Origin of the sequence: Mycobacterium timonense, from assembly GCF_025821985.1 — a bacterium.
Classification (GTDB): Bacteria; Actinomycetota; Actinomycetes; order Mycobacteriales; family Mycobacteriaceae; genus Mycobacterium; species Mycobacterium avium.
The window spans coordinates 1-21,220 of record NZ_JACKSY010000042.1 but is presented as its reverse complement, the minus strand read 5'-3'; the positions used below and the strand labels follow the sequence as shown (position 1 = coordinate 21,220).

General features: G+C 67.9%; 19 protein-coding genes, 1 tRNA gene and 1 pseudogene. 3 read left to right on the top strand and 18 right to left on the bottom strand.

The features are described from left to right. Positions 1-28 precede the first annotated feature (28 nt). The 18 genes and pseudogenes from H7I87_RS11760 to argS form a co-directional block, all read right to left on the bottom strand. The gene (locus tag H7I87_RS11760; protein WP_003873221.1) at positions 29-943 is read right to left on the bottom strand and encodes a F0F1 ATP synthase subunit gamma; all 915 of its coding nucleotides are present in this window, start codon (positions 941-943) and stop codon (positions 29-31) included. Between the two features lie 6 nt (positions 944-949). Continuing rightward, positions 950-2,614 carry a F0F1 ATP synthase subunit alpha gene (atpA, locus tag H7I87_RS11755; RefSeq protein WP_003877295.1) on the bottom strand — a complete coding sequence of 555 codons (1,665 nt, stop codon included), beginning with the start codon at positions 2,612-2,614 and terminating at the stop codon, positions 950-952. Positions 2,615-2,681: 67 nt separating this feature from the next. Continuing rightward, positions 2,682-4,022, bottom strand: a complete 1,341-nt coding sequence (locus H7I87_RS11750) for a F0F1 ATP synthase subunit B/delta (RefSeq protein ID WP_011724204.1) — start codon at positions 4,020-4,022, stop codon at positions 2,682-2,684. Positions 4,023-4,029: 7 nt separating this feature from the next. Further along, the gene (locus H7I87_RS11745; RefSeq protein WP_033726727.1) at positions 4,030-4,563 is read right to left on the bottom strand and encodes a F0F1 ATP synthase subunit B; all 534 of its coding nucleotides are present in this window, start codon (positions 4,561-4,563) and stop codon (positions 4,030-4,032) included. Between the two features lie 9 nt (positions 4,564-4,572). After that, a complete protein-coding gene (locus H7I87_RS11740) occupies positions 4,573-4,821 on the bottom strand; it encodes a F0F1 ATP synthase subunit C (RefSeq protein WP_024636915.1) in 249 nt (82 codons plus the stop codon). Positions 4,822-4,905: 84 nt separating this feature from the next. Beyond that, positions 4,906-5,664, bottom strand: a complete 759-nt coding sequence (gene atpB, locus H7I87_RS11735) for a F0F1 ATP synthase subunit A (protein ID WP_003873226.1) — start codon at positions 5,662-5,664, stop codon at positions 4,906-4,908. After that, on the bottom strand, positions 5,657-6,139 hold the full coding sequence (locus H7I87_RS11730; protein WP_003877292.1) for an ATP synthase subunit I: 483 nt from the start codon (positions 6,137-6,139) through the stop codon (positions 5,657-5,659). The genes atpB and H7I87_RS11730 overlap by 8 nt, the downstream gene beginning before the upstream one ends. A gap of 215 nt (positions 6,140-6,354) precedes the next feature. Continuing rightward, positions 6,355-7,576: pseudogene (locus tag H7I87_RS11725) on the bottom strand (glycosyltransferase family 4 protein); the annotation flags it as partial. 28 nt (positions 7,577-7,604) lie between these two features. Continuing rightward, complete coding sequence (locus tag H7I87_RS11720; protein WP_062888084.1) at positions 7,605-8,264, bottom strand: L-threonylcarbamoyladenylate synthase; 660 nt, start codon at positions 8,262-8,264, stop codon at positions 7,605-7,607. Continuing rightward, entirely contained in the window at positions 8,264-9,211 is a 948-nt protein-coding gene (gene prmC / locus H7I87_RS11715) for a peptide chain release factor N(5)-glutamine methyltransferase (RefSeq protein ID WP_081256532.1), read from the bottom strand. Before prmC ends, H7I87_RS11720 begins: the two co-directional genes overlap by 1 nt. A 13-nt stretch (positions 9,212-9,224) precedes the next feature. Next, positions 9,225-10,298, bottom strand: a complete 1,074-nt coding sequence (gene prfA / locus H7I87_RS11710) for a peptide chain release factor 1 (protein WP_003873231.1) — start codon at positions 10,296-10,298, stop codon at positions 9,225-9,227. Between the two features lie 96 nt (positions 10,299-10,394). After that, positions 10,395-10,637, bottom strand: a complete 243-nt coding sequence (gene rpmE, locus H7I87_RS11705; RefSeq protein WP_003873232.1) for a 50S ribosomal protein L31 — start codon at positions 10,635-10,637, stop codon at positions 10,395-10,397. A gap of 101 nt (positions 10,638-10,738) precedes the next feature. After that, positions 10,739-12,601 (bottom strand): transcription termination factor Rho, encoded by a 1,863-nt coding sequence (rho, locus tag H7I87_RS11700; RefSeq protein ID WP_062888078.1) that lies wholly within the window; start codon positions 12,599-12,601, stop codon positions 10,739-10,741. Between the two features lie 267 nt (positions 12,602-12,868). Beyond that, on the bottom strand, positions 12,869-13,804 hold the full coding sequence (gene thrB / locus H7I87_RS11695; protein ID WP_003873234.1) for a homoserine kinase: 936 nt from the start codon (positions 13,802-13,804) through the stop codon (positions 12,869-12,871). 41 nt (positions 13,805-13,845) lie between these two features. Beyond that, positions 13,846-14,928, bottom strand: coding sequence for a threonine synthase (gene thrC / locus H7I87_RS11690; RefSeq protein WP_044543606.1), 1,083 nt, complete (start codon positions 14,926-14,928; stop codon positions 13,846-13,848). Next, positions 14,925-16,250, bottom strand: coding sequence for a homoserine dehydrogenase (locus H7I87_RS11685; protein ID WP_003873236.1), 1,326 nt, complete (start codon positions 16,248-16,250; stop codon positions 14,925-14,927). Before H7I87_RS11685 ends, thrC begins: the two co-directional genes overlap by 4 nt. A gap of 3 nt (positions 16,251-16,253) precedes the next feature. Continuing rightward, positions 16,254-17,672 carry a diaminopimelate decarboxylase gene (gene lysA, locus H7I87_RS11680; protein ID WP_062888076.1) on the bottom strand — a complete coding sequence of 473 codons (1,419 nt, stop codon included), beginning with the start codon at positions 17,670-17,672 and terminating at the stop codon, positions 16,254-16,256. Next, positions 17,669-19,321, bottom strand: coding sequence for an arginine--tRNA ligase (gene argS, locus H7I87_RS11675; RefSeq protein WP_019734135.1), 1,653 nt, complete (start codon positions 19,319-19,321; stop codon positions 17,669-17,671). The genes lysA and argS overlap by 4 nt, the downstream gene beginning before the upstream one ends. A 115-nt stretch (positions 19,322-19,436) precedes the next feature. On the opposite strand from argS, the gene H7I87_RS11670 reads away from it, so the two are divergent. The 3 genes from H7I87_RS11670 to H7I87_RS11660 all read left to right on the top strand — a co-directional run bounded on the left by H7I87_RS11670 (position 19,437) and on the right by H7I87_RS11660 (position 21,151). Further along, positions 19,437-19,509: transfer RNA gene (locus tag H7I87_RS11670), tRNA-Arg, on the top strand. 173 nt (positions 19,510-19,682) lie between these two features. Then, positions 19,683-20,078 carry a hypothetical protein gene (locus H7I87_RS11665; protein WP_084027909.1) on the top strand — a complete coding sequence of 132 codons (396 nt, stop codon included), beginning with the start codon at positions 19,683-19,685 and terminating at the stop codon, positions 20,076-20,078. A gap of 632 nt (positions 20,079-20,710) precedes the next feature. Continuing rightward, positions 20,711-21,151 (top strand): PIN domain-containing protein, encoded by a 441-nt coding sequence (locus tag H7I87_RS11660; protein WP_063971716.1) that lies wholly within the window; start codon positions 20,711-20,713, stop codon positions 21,149-21,151. The last annotated feature ends 69 nt before the right edge of the window (positions 21,152-21,220 follow it).

The following is a 21,220-nucleotide window of genomic DNA, read 5'->3' as shown; positions in this document are numbered from 1 at the left end:
ATCTTCTTTCGCTTCCTAGTGGTGCTGCCTAGCGGGCGTCGGCGAGCGCGTTTGCGCCACCGACGATTTCGCTGATCTCCTGGGTGATCTGGGCCTGCCGCTCGCGGTTCGCCATCAGCGTCAGGGCCTTGATGAGGTCATCGGCGTTGTCGGTCGCGGACTTCATCGCGCGCTGGCGCGACGCCAGCTCCGAGGCCGCGGATTCGAGCAGCGCCGCGTAAACGCGGGTGGTCAGGTAGCGCGGTAGCAGCGACTCGAAAAGCGTTGTCGCGTCCGGCTCGAACGAGTACAGGGTCCGCACTTCGGGTGGTTCCTCCACGTACTCCACCACCATCGGGGCGATCCGGTGGGCCACCGCCGACTGCGACAGCATCGACTTGAACTCGGTGTAGACGATGTGCAGCTCGTCGACGCTCTCGGCGTCGGACTCACCCTCGTCCTCGCCGCCGGTGCCGCGCATGAACGACTCGACCAGCGTCTCGGCGATCTCGGCGGCGTTCTCGTACTGCGGCTGCTCGGAGAACCCGGTCCACGATCCGCTGATGTCCCAGTTGCGGAATGTGTAGTAGTTCAATGCTTTACGGCCCACCGAGTACAGCACCGGCGTCTTGCCCTGTTCACGCAGCAGCGAGAACAGCTCCTCGGCGCGGCGGAAGATGCTCGCGTTGTAGGCGCCACACAGACCGCGGTCCGAGGACACCACCAGGACACCCGCGCGTTTGGGTTCCGGCCGCTCGACGAGCAGCGGATGATCCAACGCGGCCTCGGCGGCCAGGGTGGTCAGCATCGCGGTGATCTGGAAGGCGTACGGCCGGGCCGAATCGAGCCGGGCCTGCGCCCGACCGATACGCGACGTCGCGATCAGCTCCTGGGCCTTGGTGATCTTCTTGATCGACCCGGCCGAGCGGATCCGTCCGCGTAGTTCACGAAGTGTGGCAGCCATCGGTTGCTACTTCTGCTCTTTCTTTGCCTTCTTTTCCGGCGCCGGCTTCTTCACCTTCACCGATTCCTTTTCCAGCTCCTCCTCGTCGAGCGCCTCGACGTGCTCGTCGGGCACCACCGAGGCGCCGCCGGTGGCGGCGAAGCCCTTCTTGAAGTTGTTGATCACCTTCTCCAGCTCCTCGGCGGCCTCGTCGGAGAGCTTCTGGGTGTCGCGGATCCCGGCGAGGATCTTGTCCTCGGAGGCCCGCATGTGGTCCAGCAGTTCGGTTTCGAACCGCCGGACGTCCTCCACCGGCACCGAGTCGAGGTGACCGCCGGTGCCGAGGAAGATCGAAACCACTTGCTCCTCAACGGGCATCGGCTGGTACTGCGGTTGCTTGAGCAGCTCCACCAGCCGCGCGCCGCGGTCCAGCTGGGCCTTCGACGTCGCGTCCAGGTCGGAGGCGAACGCGGCGAAGGCTTCCAGCTCACGGAATTGCGACAGGTCCAGCCGCAGGCTGCCCGCCACCTCCTTCATCGCCTTGATCTGCGCGGCGCCACCCACCCGGGACACCGAGACGCCGACGTTGATGGCCGGCCGCACACCCTGGTTGAACAGGTCGGACTCCAGGAAGCACTGCCCGTCGGTGATCGAGATGACGTTGGTGGGGATGTAGGCCGAGATGTCGTTGGCCTTGGTCTCGATGATCGGCAGACCGGTCATCGAGCCGCCACCGAGTTCGTCGGAAAGCTTGGCGCAGCGCTCCAAAAGCCGTGAGTGCAAATAGAACACGTCACCCGGGTACGCCTCGCGGCCCGGCGGGCGGCGCAGCAGCAGCGAGATCGCGCGGTAGGCCTCGGCCTGCTTGCTCAGGTCGTCGAAGACGATCAGCACGTGCTTGCCGTCGTACATCCAGTGCTGGGCGATCGCCGAACCGGTGTAGGGCGCAAGCCATTTGAACCCGGCGGAGTCGGAGGCCGGCGCCGCGACGATGGTGGTGTAGTCCATCGCCCCGCCCTCTTCCAGGGCGCGCCGGACCGACGCGATCGTGGTGCCCTTCTGGCCGATGGCCACGTAGACGCAGCGCACCTGCTTCTTCTCGTCGCCGCTCTCCCAGTTCTGCCGCTGGTTGAGGATGGTGTCCACGCAGACGGCGGTCTTGCCGGTCTTGCGGTCGCCGATGATCAGCTGGCGCTGGCCACGGCCGATCGGGGTCATCGCGTCGATGGCCTTGATGCCGGTCTGCAGCGGCTCTTTCACGCTCTGCCGCTGCACCACCGAGGGCGCCTGGATCTCCAGTGCCCGCCGAATGTCGGTCTCGATGTCGCCCTGGCCGTCGATCGGCTGGCCCAGCGGATTGACCACACGGCCCAGGAAGGCGTCGCCCACCGGAACCGAGAGCACCTCGCCGGTGCGCTTGACCTGCTGGCCTTCCTCGATCTTCTCGAAGTCACCCAGGATCACCGCGCCGACGCTGTGCTCGTCCAAGTTGAGCGCCACGCCGAGCACGCCGCCGGGGAACTCGAGCAGCTCCTGGGTCATCACGGACGGCAGGCCTTCGACGTGGGCGATGCCGTCACCGGCGTCGACGACGGTACCGACCTCTTCGCGGGAGGTGTCGGAGGTGAAAGAGCCTACGTACTCCTCGATGGCGCTCTGAATGTCATCAGCGGAGATTGTCAACTCGGCCATGGCTTTTCGTCTTCCTACTTGATCTTGGTATCGCGTATGTCGGGATGGTCAGTGGTTGGTGCTGCGGTCAGTCGGGCAACTGGGCCTCTGCGGCGGCCAGACGGGACGCGAGCGTCCCGTCGATCACTTCGTCAGCCACCGCGATCAGCAGACCACCCAGCAGTTCGGTGTCGATCTGCAGCTGTACCGAGACCGGGTGGCCGTAGATGCGGCTGAGCACTTCGGTGAGGCGGCTGCGCTGCGCGCCGCTCAGGTCGGCTGCCGCGCTGACCTGGGCGACGACCTCGCCGCGGCGCGCCACCGCCACCTCCGCGAGGAACTGCACGGCCTCTTCGGCCGGCCGGCCGCGCAGCAGCTCGACCGTCTGGGTCAGCAGCGCGGCCACGATCGGGTTGACCGTGATGCTGGCGCTGTCGAGCACCTTGCGCAGCAATCCCACTCGGCCTTCGACCGGAACGGCGTAGTCGCCCAACAGGATTGCCAACCGCGGTTGCACGTCCAGGATGCGGGAGAACCGGAACAGCTGTTCTTCGACCTCGTCGACCTTGTTCTCGCGCTCGGCGACTTCGAGCAGCGCCTGCCGCGACAGGTGCTCGAGGGCGTCGATCAGGTCGGAGTTGGCCGACCAGCGCTCCGACACGGCCGCCCGCAGCACCTCGAGGGTGACGTCGCCGACCTTGCCGGACAGCAACCGCTCGATCAGCCGGACCCGGGGGCCCGCATCCTCGGCGGGAACGGTGAGATACCGCGTCACCACGATCTCGCGGTCCAGCATCTGGGCCACCGACACCAGTTCGCTGGACAGGGCGGAAAGTGCTTTGTTGTCAAGGTCTTTGGCGACGGTGGTGAATCGCTCCGTCAGGTTGACCAGCGCGACGCGGCTCGAGGAGCGCATCTTGGTCATCAGCGGGTACTGGACGTCGGCCGCCGCGGGCGCCATCGCGTCGAGGTCGTCCAGGAATCGGTCCACGGTCGCCGATTGCTGGGCCGGGTCGGCGACATAGTTGCGTACCAACTCGCCGGCCTGCCGCACCGCTTCGTGCCCGAGTTCCAGCCGCAGCTGACGGGTCAGCTGGGTGCGCAGCAGGTCGACCTGCCGGCTGCCCTGCGATTTGATGCGTTCGGCCTCGAGGCCGGCCTGCGCCGCCAACTGCTCGGTGATGCGTTTGGCGTCCGCCTGCGCCTCGTCGACAACCCGCTTCGACTCCGCCTTGGCCGCTTCCACGGCCTTGCTGTGCGCGGTGGTCGATTCGGTCAACCGGTCGGCCGCGGCGGCCGCGTCCTGCAGCTGCTGGCGCACCGCCTCCTGGCGCGCGGCCATCAACCGTCGCACCGGCGGCACCACATAGCGGACCACCAGGAACACGATGGCCGCAAAGCCCACCAACTGGCCGATGAAAGTCGACATACTTCGATTACCGTCCGGATGTCTTGGTTGCGGATGTGGTCGCGGCGGCGGGGGCGACGTCGACACCGAGGATTCGGCTGGCCAGGGTCGCCGACATGGACGCCACATTGGCACGCAGGTCCAGTTCCACGGCGTCTCTTTCCCGCTTCAGCTGCCGGGCGGCCAGCTGCAGCGTCGACAGCACCTCTTGCTCGGCCTTGGCCCGCGCGTCCTCCACGGCCTTACGACCCTCGGCGCGGGCGTTGTCGCGTAACGACGACGCCTGCACCCGGGCTTCGGTCATGGCTTCTTCGTAATCGGCCTGGGCGGCCTCGAACTGTTCGGCCGCCTTCCGGTTGTCGGCGGCCGTCTTGGCGACCATGGCGTCGCGCTCGCGCAACACCTTCATCACCGGCGGCACCACGAAGGTGCCGATGACGGCCAGCACGATCAGGAAGATGGCCAGCACGAAGAAGAAGGTGCCGTTGGGTACGAGGAAGTTGTTGCCTCCCTCGGCCACCACCTGGCTGGATGCCAGCACGCTCAGGCTCGCGTCACCCATCACAGCGAACTAGGTGCCGACGGGTGTGGCGAAGACGAACAGCGCCATGAACGCCAGGTTGATGAAGTACGCCGCCTCGACCAGACCGACGGTGATGAAGAACGGCGTAAACAACCGGCCTTGCGCCTCGGGTTGCCGGGCGATACCGGAAACCAGCGCGTTACCGGCGATACCGTCACCGATACCGGCACCGATCGCGCCGCCGCCCATGATGAGTCCACCGCCGATGAGCGCAGCGGCAGCGACTTGGGGGTCCAGAGCCATTCTTATCCTCCTTGTAACTGGTAGGGGTCTACCAGGCTTGTCGAAATCGTGCGTGGGTCAAGGCAATTCGTGGTGGTCTCAGTCATGGTGTTCCTCGATCTCCATGGCCTGGCTGAAGTACAGGATGGTCAGGATCGAGAAGATGAAGGCCTGGATCGCGCCGACGAACAGGTCGAAGGCTTTCCAGATCGCGTTGGGGGCCCACATGATGTAGGGCGGGAACAGCGCGATCAGCGCGACCAGGATGCCGCCGGCGAAGATGTTGCCGAAAAGTCGCAGCGACAACGAGATTGGCTTGGCCAACTCCTCGACGACGTTGATCGGCGCCAGGAACGCCACGTGACCCTTGAGCACGGCCAGCGGGTGCCCGACGACGCCGCGACGCCAGATGCCGGCCACGTGGTAGCAGACGAAGACGAAAAGAGCCAGCGCCAGAACGTAATTGATGTCCGCGGCCGCCGACTTCAGCAGCTCGGTGGTGTGCCCGGACTTGTCCGTGTACTGCAGCGGAAGCACCGACAGCCAGTTGGAGATCAGGATGAACACGAAGATGGTGACGGCCAGCGGCAACACGAACGGCGCGATCCGCATGCCGACCGCGCTCTCGATCTGATCGCGCATCTGGACCGTGATGGCCTCCCAGAACAACTGGACGCCGCTGGGCACGCCGGTGGAGGTGATCTTCGCGCGCAGGAAGAAGGCCAGCGCGAGGACGATCAGCGCGGCGATCCCGGTCGACAGAATCGTGTCGGTGTTGACGGTCATGCCCAGCCAGGTGGCGTGGTTGTGTTCGCCGACCTCGATGGCGGATTCGGCCAGGAACGTCGTCTCAGGCATCGGTGCTGTTCCTTCCTTCCGTTCCGTCTGAACCCGCGGCGGCGCCGTCGGCGGACGGCGCCCAGTCACCGGCACGCAGTTTCTTCCACACCGGCAGCGCCGTCGATGCCACCAAGAGGACCTGGAACAGCGCCAGCCCGAACAGCACGCCCAGGCCGGCGGGCCGGAACAGGTAGGCGATGATCAGCCCGACGACGGTGATGATGGCCAGCCGGGACGCCGAGTTGACCGCCATCGACCTCTTCAGCGGGTGCTCCTTGGCGGTGATCGAGTCAACCGAGCGGCGCACCAGTACGGCGTTGAGCAAACCCAGCAGCAACCCGATGCCGAAGAAGACCCCGACCATCAGGTGACCGGACAGTCCGGCGGCGAGCACCGCCACCGCGGTGATGGCAACGCTGATCGCGAACAGCCGAACCGGACGGAAAGCAACAGAGGGGAACACCAACGGCGCGTCCTGCGCTGGTGTCGTCACTGCAGCACCTCAATCCCAGGTTGGTGGAACGGGAACCCCCCGACCGACTGATCGGTGGCCCGCCGAGCGTATCGCACGTCACAGTTGAATCACCCAAGGGGTATCTCCCGGGGCCGGTCTTGCACCGGCCCGATCGGAGCAGCCTCCGACGGACCGGTCGCCTGCGCGGCTTTTTGGGGTTCTACCTGCACCGTACCACAGGCCGAAGCCCACTACTACTGCCTGTCGTACTCTTCGTCTTCGTAGTCGTCGCCGCGGCGTAACAGCGGTATGGCCGTCGCGATCCCGGCGACCACGATGGCGCCCAGCATCACCGCCGCGGTGTCGCGGGGGCGGAAGAAAATGGTGCTCGCCGCGCCGAACGCCACGATGCCGACCCACAGGTAGATCAGCAACACCACCCGGCGGTGCGAATGGCCGATCTGCAGCAACCGGTGATGCAGGTGCATCTTGTCGGGGCTGAACGCGCTGCGGCCCGCCCGGGTGCGCCGCACGATGGCCAGCAGCAAATCCAGCATCGGCACGAAGATGACCGCCGCGACCAGCAGGAACGGCGAGAGCAGCGCGAAGACGTCGCGCGCGCCGTAGGCGTTCTGCGAGACCGGGCCGGCCGCCGTCGTCGACGCCGCGGCCAGCATCAACCCGATCAGCATGGAGCCGGAGTCGCCCATGAAGATCTTGGCGCGATGGAAGTTGTGCGGCAGGAAGCCCAGGCACGCCCCGGCCAGCACCACCGAGATCACGGCGGGCGGATAGAACAGCACGTCGCCGCCGTGGTCGCGCAGCAGCCCGACGGAGAACATGCAGATCGCCAGGGCGGTGATGAGACCCAGCCCGGCGGCCAGACCGTCGAGCCCGTCGACGAAGTTCATCGCGTTGACCACCGACACCGTCAGCGCCAGGGTCAGCAGGATCGACGAGGCCTGGTCCAGCACGATGGTGCCGACGCCGCCGATCGGGATGTACAGCACGCTCCACGCCACGCCCATGGTGACCAGCACGCTGGCCGCGGTGATCTGACCGGCGAACTTGGTCAGCGCGTCCAGGCCCCAGCGATCGTCGATCAGGCCGATGCCCATGATGACAGCGCCGGCCACCAGGACGGCGGGCATGCCGCTGGAGTAGACGAACCCGCGGGTGAGCGCCGGCAGCTGCGAGGCCAGGAAGACGGCGCAGACGACACCGAGAAACATCGCCAGGCCGCCCATCCGCGGGGTGGGCGTCACGTGCACGTCGCGCTCACGCGGATAGGCGACCGCGCCCAGCCGGGTGGCCAGCACCCGCACCGGCCCGGTCGCGAAGTAGGTGATGATGGCCGCGGTCAGCCCCACCAGTGCCAGCTCGCGCAGCGGAACACCGGCGCCGCGGTCGGAAAGGGCGAGCAAACCACCGGCAAGGTCGGTTACGTCGCTGGACACCAACGAGACCGTACTGGACAAAGCTGGGACCTCGACAACCGCTTGGGTCAGCCCGGGACGGCCAGGCTTTCCGGGTCGACGCCGAGCACTTCCGCGATCCGCTGCGCGCTCACCGGGCCCGGGCGCAGGATCCGCGGCGTGGCGCCGGTCAGGTCCACGATGGTCGAGGCGGCGCCCCGCTCGGCCCGCCCGGCCGCCAGGTAGACGTCGACCAAATCACCAAGCTGGCCGCGGGCCTCGTCGGCGTCGACGGCCGCCGGATGGCCGGAGATGTTGGCGCTGGACACGGCCATCGGCCCGACCTCGCGCAGCAGCTCGATGGCGACCGGGTGCAGCGGCATGCGCAGCATCACCGTGCCGCGGGCGTCGCCGAGATCCCACTGCAACGACGGGGCCTGGGTCACCACCAGGCTCAGCGCGCCCGGCCAGAAGGCGCGGATCAGGTCGCGGGCGCCGTCCGGCATGGTGTAGACGAGTCCCTCGATGGTGTGCCAGGAGCCGACCAGCACACCCACCGGCATGTCGCGGCCCCTCCCCTTCGCCGACAGCAGCGCCGACACCGCGGCGCTGTTGAACGCGTCGGCGCCGATGCCGTACACGGTGTCGGTCGGCATGACGACCAGCCGGCCGCCCTTGACGGCCGCGGCCGCCGCCGCGATGCCGCGGGAACGCTGATCGGGGTCGGCGCAGTCGAAGAAGTCAGACATCAGCGCCACTCCTCCTCATCGCTGCGCTCTGCATCGTCGCGACGCGAGACATCAGCGCCACTCCTCCTGCGGGCGGTCACGAACCGTGGCCGGCCGGTCAGGTCCCGGTGCGCCCGCACGTCGTCGAAAAGCCCGGTGCGGTCGAACAATTCGACGGTCTGGTGCGAGGTGGTGTCGTCGTGCTCCATGCCGATCAGTCCGCCCGGCCGCAGCCACCGGCCGGCCAGTTCGACGACGGGGGCGATCACCGCCAGGCCGTCGGGCCCGCCGAACACCGCGTGGTGCGGATCGTGCTGGGCGACTTCGGGTTCCAGCACAGCACCGTCGGGAACATAGGGCGGGTTGGCCACGACCAGATCCACCCGACCGTCCAGGTCGGGCGCCGAGCCGGGCACACGGGCCAGCTCGATGACGTCGGCGCGCACCAGCTCGACCGTCGTGCCCGCGGCATTGCGGCGCGCATATTCCAGGGCCGCATCGGAATTGTCTACGCCGACGATGCGCGCCGGCAGGCCCCGGCCGGCGCAATGGTGAGCCAGCGCTACCGCCAGGGCGCCCGACCCGGTGCACAGGTCGACGATGACGGGCCGCGGTGGAAGTTGTTGCGCGGTGGCCCATTCCAGCAGCGCCTCGGTTTCGGGACGCGGGACGAAGACCCCGGGTCCGACGTGCAAAAGGACCGGACCGAAGGCCGCCGTCCCCAACAAATGCTGCAACGGCACCCGTCGGGCGCGGGCCGACACCGCGTCGCGGTACCGCTGGAAGAACTCTTGACCCGGCGACTCGAGCAAGCCCAGCCGGCCTCGGTCGACGCCCGCCAGGTGCGCGGCCAGCTGCTCGGCATCCCAACGCGCGGAAGCGATTCCGGCTTCAGCGAGGGTGGCCGTCGCGTCGTCGATCGCGCGCCGCAGGCTCAGCCGGATCGTCTCGCTGCTCATCGTGTGCATCGTCGCCGGGAGGTCATGCCTGCTGCAACCGCGACTGCTTGTCGGCGGCGGCCAGCGCGTCGAACAACGCGTCCAGGTCGCCGTCGAGCACCTGGTCGAGGTTGTGCGCCTTGAAGCCGATGCGATGGTCGGTGATCCGGTTCTCGGGAAAGTTGTAGGTGCGAATGCGTTCGCTGCGGTCCACGGTGCGAATCTGGCTGGCCCGATCGGCCGACGCCTCGGCCGAGGCCTGCTCCTCGGCCATGGCCTGCAGCCGGGCCGCCAGCACCTGCAGCGCGCGGGCCTTGTTCTGCAGCTGGGAGCGCTCGTTCTGGCAGGTGACCACGACGCCGGTGGGCAGGTGGGTGATCCGCACCGCGGAGTCCGTGGTGTTGACGCCCTGCCCGCCCTTGCCCGACGAGCGGAACACATCGATGCGCAGATCGGACTCGTCGATCTGCACCTCGGCGACCTCTTCGGGTTCGGGATAGACGAGCACACCCGCCGCCGAAGTGTGCACGCGGCCTTGGGATTCCGTGACCGGGACGCGCTGCACCCGGTGCACCCCGCCCTCGAACTTCATCCGCGACCACACCCCGTCGGCGCTGTCGCCCTTGCTGCGGATGGACAGCGTCGCGTCCTTGTAACCGCCCAGGTCCGAGGTGATCTCGTCCAGCACGGTGACCGTCCAGCCGTGCCGCTCGGCGTAGCGGATGTACATCCGGGCCAGGTCGGCGGCGAACAACGCCGACTCTTCGCCGCCTTCACCGGATTTGACCTCGAGCACGATGTCGTCGGCGTCGTGCGGGTCGCGCGGGGCCAGCATGTCGGTCAGCTGGGTGTCCAACTGGGCCACCCGGGATTCCAGGTCGGCGACCTCGGCGGTGAACGAATCGTCGTCGGCGGCCAGTTCGCGCGCGGTCTCGAGGTCCTCTCGGGCGGCCATCAGCTTGCGGTAGGTGCCGACGATCGGGGCGAGCCGGGCGAACCGCCGCCCGGCCTTGCGGGCCTCGTCGGGATTGCTGTGCAGGTCGGGGTCGGACAGCCGGCGTTCCAGGTCGGCGTGTTCGGCCAGCAGCACGTCGATGGTCTGAACCGGCTGCGTCATCTCACACCTCCTGCCCTGCCCCGCGCCACGACCGCAAACGTGAACCGACGCCCGGCCTGTGCGACTGCACGCACAGTTCGGGCGTCGGGAACCGAGCTATTTGTCGGCGCTTTCGGCTTTCTCGGCGCCGGCCTTGCGCTTGCCGTAGCGCTTCTCGAAACGGGCCACCCGGCCGCCGCTGTCCAGGATCTTCTGCTTGCCGGTGTAGAACGGGTGGCACTGCGAGCACACCTCGACGACGATGCGGCCACCGTCCTTGGTGCTGCGGGTCTGGAACGTGTTGCCGCACCCACAGAGCACCGTGGTCTCCGCGTAGGTGGGGTGAATGTCAGCTTTCATGATTCCTCTTCGATCTCGTCGCGCGTCGATTATGCCAGGTCAACCGCTACCCGCCCAAAACAGTGGGATGCGTCGGGGCATTCCCGCCGGGCGTCGCGCGGCTAGTCGTTGTCCATCGCCCCTGGCGTGGTCTTGGACACCTGGACCAGGAACTCGTAGTTGTTCTTGGTCTTGCGCAGCTGGCTCATCAGCAGGTCGATGGCCTGGTGCGAATCCAGGCCGGACAGCACCCGGCGCAGCTTGTGCACGATGCCGAACTCGTCCGGCGACAGCAGCAGCTCGTCCTTGCGGGTGCCCGAGGGGTTCACGTCGACCGCCGGGAAGACCCGCCGCTCGGCGATCTTGCGGTCCAGCTTGAGCTCGGCGTTACCGGTGCCCTTGAACTCCTCGAAGATGACGGTGTCACCGGTGGATCCGGTCTCGACCATGGCGGTGGCGATGATGGTCAGCGAGCCGCCTTCCTCGATGTTGCGGGCAGCGCCCAGGAACCGCTTGGGCGGGTAGAGCGCGGTGGAGTCCACACCACCGGACAGGATGCGGCCCGAGGCGGGCGACGCGTTGTTGTAGGCGCGGCCCAGCCGGGTGATCGAGTCCAGCAGCACGACGACGTCCTTGCCCTGCTCGACGAGGCGCTTGGCGCGCTCGATGGCCAGCTCGGCGACCGAGGTGTGGTCGGACGGCGGCCGGTCGAACGTCGAGGCGATGACCTCGCCCTTGACCGAGCGCTGCATGTCGGTGACCTCCTCGGGCCGCTCGTCGACGAGCACGACCATGAGGTGGCATTCGGGGTTGTTCTTGGTGATCGCGTTGGCGATGTCCTGCAGGATGGTCGTCTTACCCGCCTTGGGCGGCGACACGATCAGCGCGCGCTGGCCCTTGCCGATCGGCATGATCAGGTCGATGACCCGCGTGGTCAGCCGGTCCGGCGTGGTCTCCAGGCGCAGCCGCTGGTTGGGGTACAGCGGCGTCAGCTTGCCGAATTCGGGACGCTTCTTGGCGTCCTCGACGGAGCCGCCGTTGACGCTGTCCAGGCGCACCAACGGGTTGAACTTCTGCCGCTGGTTGGGCTGCTCGCCGTCCTTGGGCACCCGGACCGCACCGGTCACCGCGTCACCGCGGCGAAGGCCGTTCTTGCGCACCATGTTCATCGACACGTAGACGTCGTGCGGGCCGGCCAGGTAGCCGGAGGTGCGCACGAAGGCGTAGTTGTCGAGCACGTCGAGAATGCCGGCTACCGGCTGGACGACGTCGTCCTCGCGCAGTTCGGCGTCGCCGCCCTCACCGGACCGTTCGCCGCGGCGCCGGCGGTCACGGAAGCGGCGTCCCCGCCGGCCCTGACGTCCCTCGCCGTCGTCGTCCTGCTGGTTGGAGCCGCGCCCCTGCTGGCCACCGGAGCTCTGCTGGTCCTGGTCGCCGCCGTCCTGCTTGCTTTGCTCGCGGCTGTCCTGCTTGCTTTGCTCGCGGCCGTCGGTCTCGCGGTCGGCGTCGTCGTTGCCGCGGCCGGCCGCTCCCGCGTCGCGGGACGCGCTGCGTCGTTCGCGGCGCGGCGCCTCGGTGGTGGCGCCGTTCTGCTCGCTCGGGGCCGGCGCCTCGGCGGCGCTTTGAGCGCCGGTGTGGTCGTTGGCGTCCTTGGTGTCGGGCGTGGTGTCGTCCTTGGCGTCCTTGGCGTCGGGCTTGCCGCTGTCCTCGGCCGGCTCGGCGCCGTTGGCCTGCTCAGCGGGCGCGGCCCCGTTGGCCTGCCCCCGGACTTCCTTGATCGCGGCGATCAGTTCGTTCTTACGCATGCCCGACGTCCCCTTGACGCCGACCTGGTTAGCCAGCGCGCGCAGCTCGGGCAGCACCATGGTGGTCAGGGCACCGACCGGCGCATGCGTCTTCGCGTCTGGGGTGTCTGTGGTCACGGCAGTAGAGAGTTGATTGGCGTCAGTGTTTTCGCCAGCCGTGAACAGGTCCGTATCAGTCACGGATTTCCTTTCTTCCCCCGCTGATCAGCTCATACAGGGGGTTCGTTGCATTCAGCCAAATTGCCGAGTGCGCCCAATCATCGACTTTGCAACGGTGATCGCCTGGATCGGCGGAGTAAACGGCGAACCTCGTCCACAAGAAGAATTGGTGTTGTCCTAGCGGCAAGGCAGTATGTATGCAGATGCAGATGCTGCGATTGCTGGACGGCTCCGAGGATAGCCCCCATCCCTGCCGGAAGCAAGCAAACCCTCCGGCCACGCTGTGGATCAACCGACGACGGTGACTCCCGGGCTCCAGCGAACTCCTTCGCCGGCGGTCATTTCGGCGAGGGTGAATCCGTTCGCCGCCCCGTACTCCATCACTTCCGGGGGCAACGCCGACGCTGTGGTCAGTGCGATCAACGAGGGTCCGGCCCCGGAAAGCGTCGCTGCCACGTTATGACGCCGCAGCAGCCGCAAATATTCCGCCGAGGCGGGCATGGCCGGCGCCCGCTGCGGCTGATGCAGCACGTCCTCGGTGGCCGCCATCAGCAGATCCGGGCGTTCGGTGAGCGCGACCACCAGCAACGCGGCCCGGCTCACGTTGAAGCGTGCGTCCTCGTGGCTGACCTGCGCGGGCAGCAGCACCCGGGTCTCCGCGGTCAGCGATCGTTCCTGGGGAATCGCGCAGTACAGGTGGATATCGGGGTGCAGCCGCAGCGGCGCCGCCGCGTACCGGGGGTGCTGTCCGCCGCGGTCGATCCAGGAAACGATCGCGCCACCAAACACGGCGGCCGCGGCGTTGTCCGGATGCCCCTCGAACTCCGAGGACAGCTGGATCAGCGCAGCATCACTCAGCGGTTGGCAATTCGCTTGTGCGACAAGGCCGTTCGCCGCAGCGAGGCCGCCGACTACCGCCGCGGCGGACGAGCCCAGGCCGCGGGAGTGCGGGATGGCGTTGCGGCAGCGCACCACCAGGCCCGCCGCGCGGACGCCGACGGCGCGCAGGCCGCACTCCACGGCGCGCACCACCAGGTGTTCCGGGCCGAGCGGCACCTGGTCGGCACCCTCGCCCTCGACCTGCACTACCAGGCCGGAATCGGTTGTCTCGACGGTGATCTCGTCGATGAGGCTCAGTGCCAGGCCGATGCTGTCGAAGCCGGGACCGAGATTGGCACTGGACGCCGACACGACGGCGGAGGCCACCAGCCCGGCGGGCAGCATGGAGGTCACCAACAGCCTTTCGTTGCGAGCGCGCCCATTCGTCAGGCCAGCCCGAGCTTCTCGACCACCAGGACCGGATCGACCGGCAGCGGGGTCACGGTCGGCATGTCCCGCAGCGCGGTGTCCGGATCCTTCAGGCCGTTGCCGGTCACCGTGCACACCACCGTCGACCCGCGCGCCACCCAGCCGTCCTCGACCGCCTTCAGCAGTCCCGCGATGCTGGCGGCCGAGGCGGGTTCGACGAACACGCCCTCGGACTCGGCGACCAGATGATAGGCGGCCAGGATCTCGTCGTCGGTGGCCGCCAGGAAGCGGCCGTGGGATTGCTGCTGCGCGTCGACGGCCGCGGTCCACGACGCCGGCGCGCCGATGCGGATAGCGGTCGCGATGGTCTCGGGGTTTTTGACCGGCTCGCCATGCACGAGCGGGGCCGCCCCGGCGGCCTGGGTGCCGAGCATGCGGGGCAGCTTCTCGATCAGGCCCTCGTGGTGATACTCGGTGTATCCCTTCCAGTACGCGGTGATGTTGCCGGCATTGCCGACCGGAAGCGCGTGCACGTCCGGCGCGGCGCCCAGGACGTCGACGATCTCGAACGCGGCGGTCTTCTGACCCTCGATGCGCACCGGGTTGACCGAGTTGACCAAGGAGATCGTCGGGAAGTCGGCGGCCATCTTGCGGGCCAGTTCCAGGCAGTCGTCGAAGTTGCCGTCGATCTGAATGATCTTGGCGCCGTGCATGACCGCCTGCGCGAGCTTGCCCATCGCGATCTTGCCCTGCGGGATCAGCACCGCGCAGGTGATGCCGGCACGGGCCGCATAGGCCGCCGCCGACGCCGAGGTGTTACCGGTGGAGGCGCACAGCACCGCCTGCTGGCCGCGCGCCAGCGCGTCGGTGACCGCCATCGTCATGCCGCGGTCCTTGAAGGAGCCGGTGGGGTTGAGACCCTCGACCTTGAGATGGACTGTGCAGCCGGTCTTTTCCGAGAGCCGACGGGCCGCGATCAGCGGGGTGCCGCCCTCGAGCAGGGTCACCGGGGTCCAGTCGTCGCCCACCGGCAGCCGGTCCCGGTAGGCCTCGATGAGGCCGGGCCAGGGCTGATGGACGGCGGTGCGCTGGGCGCTCATAGGCTGGTCCCTTCCAGTCGCAGCACGCTCGTCACGCTCTGCACGACGTCCAAATCGGCGAGCGCATGCACGGTTTCGGAAAGCGCGGCATCGGTGGCGGTGTGGGTGACCACGACGATGCGGGCGCCCACCCGGCGGCCGCCCTCGTCGGCGACGCCCTCCTGACGGACCTCGGCGATGCTCACCTCGCGCTTGGCGAATTCAGCCGCCACCGACGACAACACACCCGGCTTGTCGGCCACGTTCATGCTCACGTAGTAGCGGGTGGAGATGAAACCCATTGGCGCGACCGGGAGTTGGGCGTACTTGGACTCCCGCGGGCCGCGGCTGCCCAGCACCCGGTTTCGTGCGGCCATCACCAGGTCACCGGCCACCGCGGACGCCGTCGGCGCCCCACCGGCGCCCTGGCCGTAGAACATCAGCCGGCCGGAGGCCCTGGCCTCGACCACCACCGCGTTGAAGGCGCCGTTGACCGTGGCCAGCGGATGGGACAGCGGCACCAGCGCCGGGTAGACGCGCGCCGAAACCCGTTCCTGGCCATCGTCGCCGGTGATGCGTTCGCAGATGGACAGCAGTTTGATGGTGCAGCCCAGGGCGCGGGCGGAGGCGAAGTCGGCCGGGGTGATCTTGGTGATGCCCTCCCGGTAGACGTCGTCGGCGGTCACCCGGGTGTGGAACGCGATCGACGCCAGAATCGCGGCCTTGGCCGCGGCGTCGTACCCCTCGACGTCGGCGGTGGGGTCGGCCTCGGCGTAGCCCAGGTCGCTGGCTTCGGCCAGCGCGGTGTCGTAGTCGGCGCCGGTGCTGTCCATCGCGGACAAGATGTAGTTGGTGGTGCCGTTGACGATGCCGGCGACCCGCAGCACCGTGTCACCCGCCAACGACTGGGTCAGCGGCCGGATCACCGGGATGGCGCCGGCCACGGCGGCCTCGAAATACAGGTCCACGTGCGCGCTTTCGGCGGCCTGTGCCAACTCGCCGGTGGAAGTGGACAGCAGCGCCTTGTTGGCCGTGACGACCGACTTGCCGTGCTCGAGCGCGCACAGGATGGCCTTGCGGGACGGTTCCACCGGCCCCATCAACTCCACGACGATGTCGACGTCGTCGCGCGCGGCGAGTCCTTCGATGTCGTCGGTGAGCAGCTCGACCGGAACACCGCGGTCGTCGGCGACGCGGCGCACCCCGACGCCCCGCAGCACCAGGGGCGCACCGATGCGGGCCGCCAGGTCACCGGCGCTGTCCTCGATGATGCGGACGACTTCGCTGCCGACGTTGCCCAACCCGAGTACCGCTACACCGACCGGCTTTTCGTCACGGGGCACAGCTCACCTCACTTCCAGACTCAGTAGATCGTCGACCGTCTCGCGGCGCAGCACCAGACGTGCGCGGCCGTCACGCACCGCGACGACGGCCGGGCGGCAGACCATGTTGTACCGACTCGACAGCGAATAACAGTAGGCGCCGGTGGCGGCCACCCCGATCAGGTCGCCGGGCCTCAGATCGCCGGGGACCCAGGTGTCTCGAACCACGATATCGCCGCTCTCGCAATGCTTTCCGACGATCCGGGCCAGCTCGGCGGGTGCATCGCTGACCCGGGAGACCAGCCGGGCGTCGTACTGGGCGTCATACAGCGCGGTGCGGATGTTGTCGCTCATGCCGCCGTCCACGCTCACGTAGCGCCGGTGCGCGGTGGCGCTCACGTCGACGTCCTTGACGGTGCCCACCTCATAGAGGGTGATCGTGCCGGGGCCGGCGATGGCCCGTCCCGGCTCGACCACCAGCCGCGGTGTCGGCAGCCCCACCGCCGCGGACTCGTGCTGCACGATCGCGCTCAGCTTGCCCGCCAGCTCACCCATCGGCGGCGGATCGTCCGCGGCTAGGTACGAAATGCCAAGTCCCCCACCGAGATCCACGGTGGCTATCTGCGCTGTTTTCTCGACGCCGAACTGCTCGACCGCGTCGTGCAGCAAGCCGATGACGCGGCGAGCGGCGAGTTCGAAGCCGGCGACGTCGAAGATCTGCGAACCGATGTGGCTGTGCAGGCCGACCAGCCGCAGGTGTTCGGTGTCGAAAACCCGGCCGACGGCGGCCAGCGCCGCACCGCTGGCCACGGACAGCCCGAACTTCTGGTCCTCGTGCGCGGTGGAGATGAACTCGTGGGTGTGGGCCTCCACACCGACGGTGAGACGCACGAAGACGTCCTGGACAATGCCCGCGTCGGCCGCGATGGCGTCCAGCCGCTCGATCTCGGTCATCGAGTCCAAAACGACATGCCCCACACCGGCTTTGACCGCGGCCGTCAGCTCCGCGACGGATTTGTTGTTGCCGTGGAAGGTGATTCGCTCCGGGGGGAAGTCGGCGTGCAGGGCGACGGCCAGTTCGCCGCCGGTGCACACGTCGAGTGACAGGCCTTCCTCGTCGATCCAGCGGGCCACCTCGCTGCACAGGAAGGCCTTGGCGGCATAGTGCACGTTGTTGCCGCCGCCGAAGGCCGACGCGATCTCGCGGCAGCGGGACCGAAAGTCGTCCTCGTCGACAACGAACAGCGGGGTGCCGTACTCGCGGGCCAGCTCGGTCACCGCGACCCCGGCGATGGTCGCGACGCCGGCCTCGTTGCGAGTCACGTTGCGGGGCCACACATTCGGCGCGAGCAGCAACAGCTCCTCGGGAGACTGCGGGCGCGGCGGGCTTTCGGGATGGCGGGTCTCTTCGGCATGCCGAGGACCGGCGGGGTGGACGTTCACATTCGCTCCGGAGCGGTCACGCCCAGTATCGCCAGCCCGTTGGCGATCACCTGCCGGGTCGCCTGGCACAGCGCCAGCCGGGCGGTGTGCAGATCGGTGGGCTGCTCGTCGCCCTGCGGCAGCACCCGGCAGGAGTCGTAGAACCGGTGGTAGTCACCGGCCAGGTCCTCCAGATACCGGCACACCCGGTGCGGCTCGCGCAGCGACGCCGCGGTTTTGAGCACCCGCGGGAATTCGCCGAGGGTGCGCAGCAGCGTCCCCTCCTTGTCGTGGCTGAGCAGTTCCAGGTGCGCGGTGTCGGGGATGAGGCCCAGTTCGGCGGCATTGCGGGCCAGCGCGGACAGCCGGGCGTGCGCGTATTGCACGTAGTAGACCGGGTTTTCGTTCGACGCCGAGGACCACAGCGCCAGGTCGATGTCGATTGGGGTGTCCACCGAGGAGCGGATCAGGCTGTAGCGCGCCGCGTCGACGCCGATCGCCTCGACCAGGTCGTCGAGCGTGATCACGGTTCCCGCCCGCTTGCTCATCCGGACCGGCTGGCCGTCGCGGACCAGGTTGACCATCTGCCCGATGAGCACCTCGACGGCGGCCGGGTCGTCGCCGAACGCGGCGGCGACCGCCTTGAGCCGGGCGATGTAGCCGTGGTGGTCGGCGCCCAGCATGTAGATGCACAGGTCGAAGCCGCGCTGCCGCTTGTCCAGGTAGTAGGCGATGTCGCCGGCGATGTAGGCGGGCTTGCCGTCGCTCTTGATCACCACGCGGTCTTTGTCGTCACCAAATGCACTGGTGCGCAACCACGTTGCGCCGTCCTTCTCGTAAATGTTGCCCGTTTCGCGCAGCCGGGCGATGGCCTGGTCGACCCGGCCGCTGGTGTGCATCGAGTCTTCGTGGGTGTACACGTCGAAGTCGGTGCCGAACTCGTGCAGCGACTCTTTGATGTGGGTGAACATCAGGTCGACGCCGATGGCGCGGAAGGTCTCGCGCAGCTGCGGCTCGGGCAGGCTCAGCGCGTCGGGCGCCTGGCGCAGCACCTGGGCGGCGATGTCGTTGATGTAGCTGCCGGCGTAGCCGTCTTCGGGCGTCGGCTCGCCCTTGGCGGCGGCGATCAGCGAGCTGGCGAACCGGTCGATCTGGGCGCCGTGGTCGTTGAAATAGTATTCGCGCACCACGCCGGCGCCCTGGGTGGACAGCAGCCGGCCCAGCGCGTCGCCGACGGCGGCCCAGCGGGTGCCGCCGATGTGGATCGGCCCGGTGGGGTTGGCCGAGACGAATTCCAGGTTGATGTTGTGGGTGGACTGCGCGTCGGAGTGGCCGTAGCGGTCGCCGGCGTCGAGCACGTTGGTGACGACGACGGCCTGCGCCGACGCCTCGAGGCGCAGGTTGATGAAGCCCGGGCCGGCCACCTCCGCCGAGGCGATGCCGTCGGTTTCGGCCAGCGCCGCGGCCAACCATCCGGCCAGCTCGCGGGGATTGGCGCCGACCTTTTTGCCCAGCTGCAGCGCGAGGTTGCTGGCGTAGTCGCCGTGCTCGGGGTTGCGGGGGCGCTCGACGACGACCGTCGCCGGCAACGCGGCCGCGTCCAGCCCACGCTCGGCCAGCACCGCGGCGGCGGTGTTTCTGAGCAGCTCGGCGAGGTCAGCGGGGGTCACGAGCGTCCATCCTATTGGCTGAGGTGCCCGCGCCCCGAATCCATTGCGGTGACGAAGCGGTCATCCGGATGCGTTAGGCTGTCGGGGCCCATTGGTGCAACAACAACGTTGTCGCGCCCCCGTAGCTCAGGGGATAGAGCGTCTGCCTCCGGAGCAGAAGGCCGCAGGTTCGAATCCTGCCGGGGGCACTCAGTGTGTTTGCAGCTCAGACGCTGTCTCTTAGGACTCCCCACCCTCCGTTGTGCAACTACCGTGCACCTTCGGGCGGCGCAGCCGCACCGACCAGCAAATTCTGCCCCTTGAATGTTCGCCGGAGGCGAGCCATCGTCGGTTGGACGAAACACCACGCTTGGAGGCATCTTTGCAGCTCACGAGACCCACCGGCCGGTACGGCCAACTGCGCTGCGGTGGGCACGTGGCCTATGCCGACGACCCCCACGAGCCCTTCGGCCTCGCGGTGGAGATCCCGGCCGTCGAGTACGGCCAGCCATTGCCCGGCACGGTGCGGGTGGCGTTCTACGACTTCGGCGGCAACATGGCCGACATCATGGAAGCCCGGTCGCTGGTGCCGGTGAGCGAGCGGCGGCTGCTGCCGCGGCCGGGACGCGTCACGCCGTACCAACGGCGGGCCATCGCGGGCTGCCCATGGTGCGACACCCTTGGCCTGGTCGACGGCCAGGACGGCGACCCGGTGTTCTGCGACCACCGGGCGGCGGACGCGGCGGTGGTGCGCTCCAGCGTGGATGACACGACATAGATCACTTCTGCCTCAGCAGTCACAACTTCTTGGCCATCCGTGCGGCGTGTCGCGCGCCCGCGGAGCGCTCGATCCCCCATGATGATTGCGGATTCTCAGGATTTTCGGAGACACGGCGCGCCTGCGCGGCCAATGTCCGCCCGGTCCGATATCTTTGCCGTAATGGAAGCAAGGCCCCAGGCCCGCGCCTGGGAAGGCTTTGGGTCCTGAGGCTTTGCAACCTACGTGGTGGTAGACCGTCAAAGTATCAGGTGAAGCTGTGCCAGTCGCGCCGACTGGCCAGATTCGAAACCCAGCCACTCTCCTTGCTGCCGTTGCGGGCTGCGCATTTCGCGGGCGCAGTCCAGAACGAACGCGAGGAGAGGAGGTGATCACCATTACTGCGTCTACTGGTCAACTTTGTCCAGCGAGCGGGGTCTGGCAGTCCTTGGACTACCCCAGCACTACCGCTCCGATCGCGAAGGGTAACCGCATGCCGCCCCATAACGGCAAGTCGGTTACCTGGCAGCTGATTCAGTACGCCTAACGGCGTCGACCGAGGGGCGGCACCAGCGCGGGATGGTGTCGTCCTTCTCCTATCCCGCACCATTTGGAGACTACGGGCGACCACCGACATCATCCTGGAGGCTGACGTGTCTGAAGCAACGGAGGCACCCGTCGCCGTGCTGCACCTGCTGGTCGACACGTCGACATGGCTCGACCTCGCCAAGCGCCGGGACGGCCAGCGCCTCATGCGACCGCTACAGACTCTCGTCGAAGACAGGCACGTGGAACTGTTAGTGCCGCAAGTGATCATCGATGAGTTCGACCGCAACAGAGCGGGTGTCGAGAAGACGATGACAACCAGCCTGACCGACCGGTTCAAGGCGATCCGCCAAGAGCTCGCGGCATACGCCGAAATGGATTACCGGAACGAGGAGCTGAGGCTGTTCGACCAGTGGGCGCACCAGGTGTCGCTGAGTGGAGCACTGACCACCCGAAATTTCGACGACATCCGTTCGTTGCTGGCATCCGGCAAGGGGAACGTCCCGGGGCGTGGTGTAAATAGTGGCGGCGTGTCGGTGCTGATGTAGAGGGCCATCGCGTGAGTCTCTGTGGTGAAACGACCAAGGATCACTACCGAGAGGAACATCGCGATGGCC